This is a genomic window from Marinobacter sp. F4216 (assembly GCF_019931195.1).
GTDB lineage: Bacteria > Pseudomonadota > Gammaproteobacteria > Pseudomonadales > Oleiphilaceae > Marinobacter > Marinobacter suaedae.
In genome coordinates this window covers 841,072-849,842 of the sequence record NZ_JAIOUO010000003.1, presented here as the reverse complement: position 1 = coordinate 849,842, position 8,771 = coordinate 841,072, and the positions used below count along the sequence as shown (strand labels likewise).

Here is an 8,771-nt window from a genome sequence, read left to right as displayed (position 1 = left end):
CGTGATTTCTTCATGCTGTTCTCCGTTTGCCTCATTGTAGGCCGGAGAACTCTAATTACGCATGCACCGATTTTAGGGGATGGTTACACTTTAGCTTGTTTTCCCCACGATTTTGATCTGAATTTTAGCACTTCATCAATTGACATCGAGTCCAATATTACTTCATCCAGAAACTCCTCATGACAAAGATCTAGTATGCGATTCCTCTTCATCCAAAATGGATCTTCTTTAACATCAGAAAGGACTATACGTGCATTTTCAAGAACTTTAGCCACAATACTTCCGTATGTAATCCCGTTAAATACTGGAACAAGTTCTTTAGCCTCACAGTAACCCGAATACTTTATAACGGAAGCAAGTCTCGCACGGGAAATTTCTGTTAGGTATTCTCTTTGGTTGTCGTTTAGATTGACATCATCTATCAGTGGTAACGCGTCGAAATTTATTACTTTTCCGTCTCCGACGCCTTTTAATGCTATGTCGTAGGAAGTTTCCATGTTGGATAGCAGTTCTGTTTTACTATTGGAAATAGCACTTGATAAAAAATCTTGATCCTGAGCCATGCTCCGATATAGCCAAAAAACGAACTGAGTATCGAGTGGGTAGCCCCCAGTTGGTACAGTTCCTACTGAAATCGTGCCTTTCGTATCCGCCATATTGTATGTTGTTATTACTTCGATCAAACCTTGCTTAATAGCGGGCCGGCAAGATTCGATTATTTTCTCAAAAATATCGTCATAGCCAATTGTCTTTCCCATTGGCCTAACTGCCCCAATATCGAATCCAAATAAAGGCATACCCATGATAGCGCTTACATATGCAATACTCGGTATAACATCTCTATCACTAGGATCAATCAGTTTGACTTTATCGTAGGTCAGTAGCGCTCTTTTTATCTCCAACAGAGTGTTGGGGGTTTCTGACGGTGCTATTAGGGCCTCGTAAATCATACGTCCTCTGTATCATTTGTAGTGCTAGCAGCAATTGGTCGGAGGTCATCGCTATTGCGATCTTTGTATTTTTTATCAACCTGACCAGTCCCTAACTGTAGTTGACCCTACTAAACCTAAAACCTAGCGCAAAAAGTTGGACGGCTTAGCCCTCCCGAACTCAGAGCTGGGATCAGTTCCGCCCATATCGAGCCGCAGCTAGCCCGAGTAAACCTAAGCTCAGCAATACCATTGAGCTTGGCTCAGGAACCCTCGTAATGAATGTGTCGTCGATTGAAAGCACAGCAGCCCCTGATCCGCTCCCGCTGATTCGAAACTCAATGTTCGCCGTCCCCGGGGGGCCTCGGAAAATAAAATTCGATGCGAACAAATACATGTCTTGGGGGGTTGAACCTGTAGGAAAGTTATTTACAGGATGGCGCTCTGTGAAGGGAACATAAACGCCATTTATGAAGATGCCCAGTTGATGGCGCTCGATCGCAAAATCAATACCGATCTTGAATCTGTCATCGGGATCAGTCCCCAACCAATAGTCACCACCGGTAGCATGCCCCATATAAAAGCCAATCGTATGTAGTCCTGGTCTAACATTTACGGTTTGCGACAGTGACAAGAACTCCCCGTAATGCGCAGCCGTTGTGCCGTAGGCTGCGTATTGACCACTATGGACATTGACATGCGACGGTTGAAAAGAAAAATGGGCCGATGATATCGGCGTGCCATCTACAGCTACGCCATGGTCACGAGCGGTACCACCGACCGTCCACCCGGTAAAATCTCCCGTCTCGAAACCGGAATTTATAAAGCCAGCTGAAGCAGCGCCCGAGAACACAAATAGAGAAAACGCCAAAATCTTATTTATTGTTGCTTTGAGTCCTTTCATGACCATCCCTCAAGTGTAGGTCGTATTTAAATTAGCAAGATTTACGCAAGCAATGGACCAAAAATGCTTTTATCAAGCTAATTCGTAATCTTATACTGACTTATCCAATTTTAGCGTTAGCTGGATATGTAAAAAATATCGACACACAGTTGGGTTTGCGTGGACCGGGATATTCTTTAACAAAAGCAAAAGTGCAGACTCATTTAAACTGCATTAAACCTCACGTTTTCAAAAAACGATGCCAGATTTGAGTCGTGCTATTACAGTGGAAAGCTCCTGCTAGTACTTTTTGTAATACAGAATCTTCTCCTCAGGAATTGGGGCTTTGGCAAGCCCGAGCTTCATCGCTGGCGTAACCTTCCTGGACGACCTCCCGCAGTAGTTGTAATGAACCCGGAATATATCGCCAATGATCGTATACATTTCAGGGTTATAGGCCGAGTATCCATGCCAAATCCGACTCATGCTCGTGCCTGATTGAAAAGGCCTCTCAAAGTACGTCGACATTCGCCGAATGTTCATGAAGAACCGATCTGCCGGAGCGAGAGTCACCTTTCGGTAGAGATTGGCCTGATGCATGACATCGTACTTTGACAGGTCGGTCACAGCGGCCACCATTTTCTCGGGTTCTGCTTTTGAAACCCACGGGTGCTCTATCCACCGCTCCGGAGAATTTGGAATTCTAATAGGCAGTTCCAGGCGCTCGACGATGAGATTGTTCGTGACTCCCTTCAGGTCTTGGTGTGTCAGTTTTCTCACTGGTATACCCGTCGACTCAGAGGCCATTTTGCGAAATTCGGCAACCAGCTTTTCTTTTTCATCATTCGTCTTGTTCTTTGAGGTTCGCACCAGAAATCCATCTGAGCGTCCCTCAGCGATCTCTTCGCGAAACGCTGAGATATAAGCGGTCTTCATACCGCTGTCGAGATCGAGGAAGAAGCGAGTCTTCTCAGTATTTTTAAAAAAGCGCTTCAGCAAAAAGAAGTGAGCGAGCATGGTGTATTCGTTATGCACCATGGCTCCGCGAGCAGGTAATTGCTTCGTTGGATCGATTTGCTCTGATCCACCTGAAGCATTGTATTTTGCGTCGACCAACACCTTAATCTGAATTTCGTCCCTCAGACTTCCGGCCACCGGAAGTTTTTCTTTCGTCGGTCGGCTCTTAGCGGCTTCGTTAAACTCTTGGCTCAGCCAGATCCTGGCGTGCTTTCTGTGGTGTTTTGCGAGTTCGTGGTCTCCCGTTTCCTTGGAGTCATTCTCCGCCTCAGAGAGGCTTACAGCCCCGTCAAAGTTGAAGTTAAAAGCAAAAACGTAACTTGAATCGAGGCAGGCAGTCGCAATTCCGTAAAGATCGGAGTTCCGCTTGTCGTTCCTCCGAAACCAGTTCGTCATAAGAATTATGCGGTCGGTCGACAGGTACAGCCTCTCAAAATCGATTTTCTCTAGCTTTTTTTCACGACTCTTGGCAAATGCCAGACACTGTCGGTGAATGAATCTTATCTTGTCGTACACGGTGCTTTCCGAGATTTTGAGCAGTTCTGCAATTCTTCGGATTGGCTCCTTGTTGACCAAAAGCCTGAATAAAAGCTTGTTTAAGTGAGGTTTCGTCTGCTTTCGGGTTTTCGGTTTCTCGGAAAAGCTTTTGCCACAATGAAGGCACTGATAGCGCTGATTGCCAGTACTCGTTTTGCCATTTTTCTTGACGGCTTTCGGCTTTTTCCCTATGTTGCTGTCACAGGCTTCATTCGGGCAAACAAGCGGATTTTCTTCCAGATAGCTTGCGATCCTAGACAGTTCTTCATGAACGGCTTGATTGCTCTTTAGGGTTGTCGATACAGCGGTAATGTTCTCACCCTGTTTTTTTCGACCCGAGCAGATTTCACAAACTAGAGAGGCGGTATGTTTTCCTGTTCCGGCAACCCGGTAGGAGCCGCCGCGCTGATAGGCCTCTGGCAACTCTTTTTCATCTCCATCAAACTTTTTGATCGAGTTGAGCGACAAAAAGTTCTTACACGTCGGGTTTCGACAACCATTGACCTGGATGCCTTCAACAGGAAGGGGGATTCTGGGCGGTTGTTTTTGGAAAGATTTCTTCCCCATATTTGAAAGCACCTACACTGTCTGGATGTACAGTATTGTAGGTGCTTTCGGTCGGGTTGTCAGTGAAGCTAGCCACACTTAAGCCAAACGGCTTGGTCAGTGACGGGGCTTTTTCTGCTCAGGGCAGTCCGGTCAATCAGCCGTTGCCCTTCTTCATTTCCTCATACTCATCCTCGAAGAAGAATTTCTCCTCTCCGAACGCCGGCTCCAGTTCGTGCAGCCAGGTGGCGGTGTCTGAGTACTTGGCGAAGAACGGGCGCTGGAACCAGTCCGGGTTCCGGCCTTGCAGGAAGCGAAGGACGAACACTTTCTCGCCGTTGATTTCGGTAATGCCCTGGACTTCTACCTTGCCCGGGCCCGCGCTCATCGAGGGGCCGCGGGCGGTGCGGGCCAGGCCACTGACCTGCTTCATGGCGTCGCGATAGATGTGGTAGGCCTCGGCCAGTGGCACTTCGAAGTAGTTCTTGGCGCCAGTATCCCGCTCGACAAACATGTAGTAGGGGATGATGCCCAGTTGGACTTCTTTCTTCCACAGCTTGGCCCAGTCGTCGGCGTTGTCGTTGACGTGCTTGATCAGTGGGCCCTGGGCTCGGATTTCGGCACCGGTGGCACGGATGCGGCGAATGGCTTCTTCGGCGATGTCGGTGCTGATTTCCTGCCAGTGGTTGTAGTGGGCCATGATGGCCACGTGCTTGCCGCCGTCCACGAGGCGGGCCAGCAGGTCCATCAGTTCATCCGAATCCTTGTCAGTCACAAAGCGGTACGGCCAGAAGGTGAGGGCCTTGGTGCCGATTCGGATGCTCTGGATGTGGTCAAACTCCGGATCCAGCAGCGGTTCCAGGTACTGCACCAGGTTCTTGGTTTTCATCACCATGGGGTCGCCACCGGTCACCAGCAAATCGGTGACTTCGGTGTGCTCCTTCAGGTAGCTGTGCAACTTCTCGGCTTCGGTGCTGGCCATTTTCAGGTCTTTGTCGCCCACGAACTGTGCCCAGCGGAAGCAGAAGGTGCAGTAGGAGTGACAGGTCTGGCCCTGGGCCGGGAAAAACAGCACGGTCTCCCGGTACTTGTGCTGAACGCCATCCAGAACTTCACCATCCAGGGTCGGCATGTTCATTTCCATCTGGCCGGCCGGGTGCGGGTTCAGTTCGTCGCGGATTTCCTTGGCAACCGCCTGAATCTCTTTCTTGTCGGCACCGCTGCGGTGCAGCTCGGCCATGCGCTCGTAGTGTTCGTCTTTGAGCATGCCCTTCTGGGGGAAGACCAGCTGGTAGATCGGGTCGTTGGGCACCTTGTTCCAGTTGATCAGTTCGTTGATCACGTACTCGTTGACCCGGAATGGCAGCACGCTGGCGACAACCTTCATTTCGAACAGGGTGTCTTCCGGGAGGCTCTGGATCGCCTCGATTTTGTCGAGCTGGCGGTCTGTGTAGACCTTAAAGCGCCTCTCTTCGAACTCGGTAGTAGGAATCCGGTTCGGGAAGGTGACGATGGAGTTCATAGATCGCCCTCAGGGTTAAGTGTCATTGGAGCGGGAGCGCGGGATGGTGTGGCGCCCCCGTGGAAAAGTGGGCAGCGAGTATACAAAAGTTGGATTTTGTTTTCAGGTCTAATTAAAAAAATCTTTGTCACTAAAGAGTTGGTTTCTGTGAGTGAAGGGTAAGCCATCGAAAGAGCGAGGTTTTTAGCAAAGCTGGTGGGCGTTCGTTCGTAATTTTTGTTTAGAGTTTGAACTAATTGTGTAACCGGCGCTGGACTAAGACATTGGTCTGAGTCCGGTTGCTTGAGGGGGGTAAAGTCGTCATTCTTCCGTAAGTAATCTAAACAAAAGCAATTTGGCTGCGGAAGGTTTGCTCAAATAAGCGCATTTTTGTTCATCCTGATGTAAAAATTACTACATTTTGTGGGGCGCTTTGCCTCTTCGTGGGATCTCTCGCTGGCATTTGTGGCGAGTGGGCCATTCTGTAAAGGGTGCGCGGCAGGAAAAGTGGCAAAGCTGTTCTATGCTTGTTGAGAGCTTTGTGTTCGCAAAATGGCGCGGATGAGTACGCTAAAACAAGAGCATAGCAACACCCTGTAATCCAACGCAGCTATTCAAACAGGTCGTGCGCCGAGTCGGAAACGGGCGCCAGCATCTTCTTTATATAGGTCTTAGGGGGAGGGTTTGATGTACCAGGACGATGATCCCATCGAAACCAGTGAATGGCTGGATGCGCTTGAGTCGCTGATTGAGAATGAGGGCGTTGATCGCGCCAAGTTTATTCTTGAGCGGTTATCGGAGCGCGCCAGTCGGGACGGCACCGAGTTGCCGTACTCTATCAACACGCCCTTCCGAAACACGATTCCTGTTACCCAGGAAGCCCGGATGCCCGGCGATCTGTTCATGGAGCGCCGCATCCGTTCGTTGATCCGGTGGAACGCCATGGCCATGGTGTTGCGGGCGAACCAGCGCCCGGGCGAACTTGGGGGGCACGTATCGTCGTTCTCCTCCGCAGCGACCCTGTACGATGTGGGTTTCAACTACTTCTTCCACGGCGGTGACGACGAGCGCGAATCGGATCTGGTGTATTTCCAGGGGCACTCGTCGCCCGGCATCTATGCCCGTTCTTTCCTGGAAGGGCGTTTTGAAGAAGAGCAGCTGGATAAATACCGTGAAGAAGTGGATGGCAACGGGCTGTCTTCCTATCCGCACCCCTGGCTCATGCCGGACTACTGGCAATTCCCCACCGTCTCCATGGGGCTTGGGCCAATCCAGGCCATCTATCAGGCCCACGTTATGAAGTACCTGCACAGCCGGGAACTCATTGATATGGGTGACCGGAAAGTCTGGTGTTTCGTGGGCGATGGTGAGTGTGACGAACCGGAAACCCTGGGCTCCATTTCGATGGCGGGACGGGAGAACCTCGGCAACCTGATCTTCGTGGTCAACTGCAACCTGCAGCGCCTGGACGGGCCGGTACGGGGTAACGGCAAGATCATCCAGGAGCTCGAAGGTATCTTCCGTGGTGCTGGCTGGAACGTGCTCAAAGTGGTCTGGGGCCGCATGTGGGATCCACTGTTCGAGAAGGACAAGGACGGCATCATGCAGCGGGTCATGGACGAAGTGGTCGATGGTGACCTGCAGAACTTCAAGAGTAACGGCCCGGCCTACACCCGCAAGCACTTCTTCGGTAAGTATCCGGAGCTGTCCAAGCTGGTCGAGACTCTGTCGGACGAGGACATCGGGAAGCTCAATCGCGGCGGTCACGATCCGTACAAAATCTACGCGGCCTACCACAAGGCGGTGAACGATCATGGCAACCGTCCGACCGTCATTCTTGCCCACACCATCAAGGGCTATGGCTTCGGCACGGCTGGTGAAGCGCAGAATACGGCGCACTCCCTGAAGAAGCTCGACATGGACCAGCTGAAAGCCTTCCGTGATCGTTTTGGCGTGCCGATTAAAGATGAAGATCTTAAAAAGGTGCCTTACTACCGTCCGGCGCCGGACAGCCCTGAAATGGTCTACATGAAGAAGCGGCGTCAGGAACTGGGTGGCTTCTATCCCAAGCGGCGCAAAGACTGCCAGCCGCTGGATGCGCCGCCGCTGGATACGTTCAAGGCACTGCTGGAAGGTTCCGGCGACCGGAAGATTTCCACCACCATGGCCTTCGTGCGCCTGCTGACCGCGCTGACCAAGGACAAACGCATTGGCAAGCGTGTGGTCCCCATCGTGCCGGATGAGGCTCGGACCTTCGGTATGGAAGGCATGTTCCGTCAGCTCGGTATTTACACGTCCGAGGGTCAGAAATACGTCCCGGAAGACCGTGACCAGATCATGTACTACCGGGAAGACAAGAAAGGCCAGATCCTTGAAGAGGGCATCAACGAAGATGGCTCCATGGCGGCCTGGATGGCGGCGGCCACCTCTTACAGCACCAACAACTTTGCGCTGGTGCCGTTCTACATCTTCTACTCCATGTTCGGCTTCCAGCGGGTTGGCGATCTGGCGTGGGCGTCTGGTGATATCCAGGCCCGGGGCTTCCTGGTGGGTGGCACGGCAGGCCGCACCACACTGAACGGCGAGGGGCTGCAGCACCAGGATGGCCACAGTCACATCCTGGCGCAAACCATCCCGAGCTGTAAGTCCTATGATCCGGCCTACGGATATGAGCTGGCGGTGGTGGTTCAGCACGGCATCAAGGAGATGTTCGAGGATAACCAGAACGTCTTCTATTACCTGACCATTGAGAACGAGAATTACGAGCAGCCGGCCATGCCGAAAGGCAAGAAGGTCGAAGAGGGCATCATCAAGGGGATGTACCAGCTTGAGTCGGTCGAGACCAAGGGCCGTAAGAAATCACCGCGTGTCCAGTTGCTGGGCGCCGGTTCCATCCTGAACGAAGTCCGGGCGGCGGCTGAACTGCTGAAAGACGACTTTGGTGTGGCCAGTGATGTCTGGAGCGTGACCAGCTTCAACGAGCTGGCGCGGGATGGTTTGCACATCGAGCGCTGGAACCGGCTGCATCCGGACGATACGCCCAAGAAGCCGTTCATCACCCAGTGCCTGGAGAAGCAGGACGGTCCGGTCGTGTCCTCCACCGACTACATGAAGCTGCTGTCTGAACAGGTTCGTGCCTACATTCCGAAGACCTATCTGACCCTGGGCACCGATGGTTTCGGTCGCAGCGATACCCGGGAGCGACTGCGCAGCCACTTTGAAGTGGATCGCTACCATGTGGCCGTGACCGCGCTTGCAGCCCTGGCCCGGGACGGCGACATCAAACAGGATGTGGTCCTTGAAGCGATGCGTAAGTACGGAATCGATCGTAATAAAACGAACCCGGTGCTGAGCTAAG

5 protein-coding genes are annotated in these 8,771 nt (G+C 51.9%); 1 reads left to right on the top strand and 4 read right to left on the bottom strand.

Annotated features, from left to right (window positions below; all coding sequences use genetic code 11):
• Positions 1-83: 83 nt before the first annotated feature.
• From K8I84_RS09430 to K8I84_RS09415, 4 genes are all read right to left on the bottom strand, one after another.
• Positions 84-950 (bottom strand): hypothetical protein, encoded by an 867-nt coding sequence (locus K8I84_RS09430; RefSeq protein ID WP_223794492.1) that lies wholly within the window; start codon positions 948-950, stop codon positions 84-86.
• Positions 951-1,122: 172 nt separating this feature from the next.
• On the bottom strand, positions 1,123-1,833 hold the full coding sequence (locus tag K8I84_RS09425) for a PEP-CTERM sorting domain-containing protein (RefSeq protein ID WP_223794491.1): 711 nt from the start codon (positions 1,831-1,833) through the stop codon (positions 1,123-1,125).
• A gap of 279 nt (positions 1,834-2,112) precedes the next feature.
• Positions 2,113-3,933 carry a hypothetical protein gene (locus tag K8I84_RS09420; RefSeq protein WP_223794490.1) on the bottom strand — a complete coding sequence of 607 codons (1,821 nt, stop codon included), beginning with the start codon at positions 3,931-3,933 and terminating at the stop codon, positions 2,113-2,115.
• Positions 3,934-4,069: 136 nt separating this feature from the next.
• The gene (locus K8I84_RS09415; RefSeq protein WP_223794489.1) at positions 4,070-5,434 is read right to left on the bottom strand and encodes a KamA family radical SAM protein; all 1,365 of its coding nucleotides are present in this window, start codon (positions 5,432-5,434) and stop codon (positions 4,070-4,072) included.
• A gap of 666 nt (positions 5,435-6,100) precedes the next feature.
• On the opposite strand from K8I84_RS09415, the gene aceE reads away from it, so the two are divergent.
• Positions 6,101-8,770 carry a pyruvate dehydrogenase (acetyl-transferring), homodimeric type gene (gene aceE, locus K8I84_RS09410; protein WP_223794488.1) on the top strand — a complete coding sequence of 890 codons (2,670 nt, stop codon included), beginning with the start codon at positions 6,101-6,103 and terminating at the stop codon, positions 8,768-8,770.
• The last annotated feature ends 1 nt before the right edge of the window (position 8,771 follow it).

What these genes read in the sequence shown, in the direction of transcription:
- K8I84_RS09430 (WP_223794492.1), bottom strand. Translation starts at nt 950, where the DNA reads ATGATTTACGAGGCCCTAATAGCACCGTCAGAAACCCCCAACACTCTG.
- K8I84_RS09425 (WP_223794491.1), bottom strand. Translation starts at nt 1,833, where the DNA reads ATGAAAGGACTCAAAGCAACAATAAATAAGATTTTGGCGTTTTCTCTA.
- K8I84_RS09420 (WP_223794490.1), bottom strand. Translation starts at nt 3,933, where the DNA reads ATGGGGAAGAAATCTTTCCAAAAACAACCGCCCAGAATCCCCCTTCCT.
- K8I84_RS09415 (WP_223794489.1), bottom strand. Translation starts at nt 5,434, where the DNA reads ATGAACTCCATCGTCACCTTCCCGAACCGGATTCCTACTACCGAGTTC.
- aceE (WP_223794488.1), top strand. Translation starts at nt 6,101, where the DNA reads ATGTACCAGGACGATGATCCCATCGAAACCAGTGAATGGCTGGATGCG.